Consider the following 1,469-nt stretch of genomic DNA (forward strand, 5'->3'; position numbering starts at 1 on the left):
GTCGACGGTGCTCCAGCGACCGGATCCGGCGTCCTCCAACAGGAAGATTTTCGGTCAAGATCTCCCGGCCCCGCCGGATGCAACAGAGCCCGGTCGAGGAGGCCGCTGAGGGACGCCTGGCCAAGACAGTGGCCGCTGCCCGGACATCGCCGGACTGGTGTTGCGTCCGGCGGAGCCGCCGTCAAGGCTTGCGCGCTACTCCCGCGAACAGCCAGTCAGTCTCCGGGCTGCCGTCGTCTCCCGGGTGCCACTGCCATGGTCGAACGATACCGGGTTCGACCAGATCCAGCCCGGAGAAGAAACTCTCGATCGCGATACGCGGCCGGAAAACTATAGGCGACGTCGCCTTCTCATATGCCGCCTCCGTTCGGGCGACACCTTCAGCCGGCGGCCCATCCGTTGTCAGATGGGATAGCGCCAGGTAAGAACCCGACGGAACGGCGTCCATAAATTTGGCGAGAAGACCGGCGGGATTCTCCTCATCCGTAATGAAATGGAACAAAGCGACCGCCAGAACGGCGACGGGTCGCGAAAAGTCGATCAGCGCGTTCGTGTCTGGATGCGCGAGGATCCCTGCGGGTTCGCGTGCGTCCGCGGTGATGATTGTCGTCGTCTTGTTCGTCGCCAGCAGCGCACGGCCGTGAGCGAGCACGATCGGGTCGTTGTCTACGTAGACGACGTGTGCGTCCGGGTTGACCTGCTGGGCTATCTCGTGCACATTCCCCTGGGTCGGCAGGCCGGTGCCAATGTCGAGAAACTGGTCGACACCGGCGTTCGCGAGCCAACGGGTCACCCGCTGCAGGAAGCGCCGATTCTCCCAGACGATATCAAACGTCACCGTCTTACCGAGGGCGGCGTCGACGGCAGCAGCAGCCTCGCGGTCGACCTCGAAGTTGTCCTTGCCTCCGAGAAAGTAGTCGTACATGCGCGCCGGTGTCGGCCGGTCCATCCTGAGATCGGCTACCTGACTGCCCTCTTCCGCGTCAGGCGCCACCGACTTGAAGTCCCATCCCATCATCGCTCCGCACGTCATGAGGTCGGCACCGACGGCCCGGCGGCTTCGGCAGGTAGGCGTTGCATATCAGCCTATCAGGCGCGACATCCCATCAAAATGGCGCCTACCGCCTCGGCCACGCTACTCCCCGATCACCCGGCTCGGCACTGTTGCATCGGTGGAGTCCGCTGTCCTGCGGCTGCCGATCGGTCATGATCGGGTGATGCGTCGACGGCGTGCCTGTCCACCGGTTCCGACGTCGGAGTTCGCCGGGTTCCGGTTCCCACCCGGAGGTGATCGTCCTGGCGGTGCGCTGGTATCTGCGGTACGCGCTGTCCTACCGGGATGTCGAGGAGCTGCTCGCCGAACGTGTGGGGTGTCGGAAGTCGGCCACCGGTGGTGACCTGGGGTTTTAGGCGGCTCGTTCGTATTCGTTGATCAGGCCGCCGAGGATGGGCTGGCGCTTGGTCCGTTC

1 protein-coding gene and 1 pseudogene are annotated in these 1,469 nt (G+C 64.5%); one reads left to right on the plus strand and one right to left on the minus strand.

Annotation, left to right across the window (positions count from 1 at the left end):
- Window positions 1-181: 181 nt before the first annotated feature.
- Complete coding sequence (locus tag B056_RS0110795; RefSeq protein ID WP_018501876.1) at window positions 182-1,018, minus strand: SAM-dependent methyltransferase; 837 nt, start codon at window positions 1,016-1,018, stop codon at window positions 182-184.
- Between the two features lie 212 nt (window positions 1,019-1,230).
- Between B056_RS0110795 and B056_RS40565 the strand changes: the two are divergent.
- Window positions 1,231-1,365 (plus strand): annotated as a pseudogene (locus B056_RS40565) (IS6 family transposase); the annotation flags it as partial.
- Window positions 1,366-1,469 lie beyond the last annotated feature (104 nt).

Source organism: Parafrankia discariae (genome assembly GCF_000373365.1).
In the GTDB taxonomy this organism is placed as follows: Bacteria; Actinomycetota; Actinomycetes; order Frankiales; family Frankiaceae; genus Parafrankia; species Parafrankia discariae.

Excerpts from the sequence above, each read along its gene's own strand:
- B056_RS0110795 (WP_018501876.1), bottom strand. The coding sequence starts at position 1,018 with ATGATGGGATGGGACTTCAAGTCGGTGGCGCCTGACGCGGAAGAGGGC.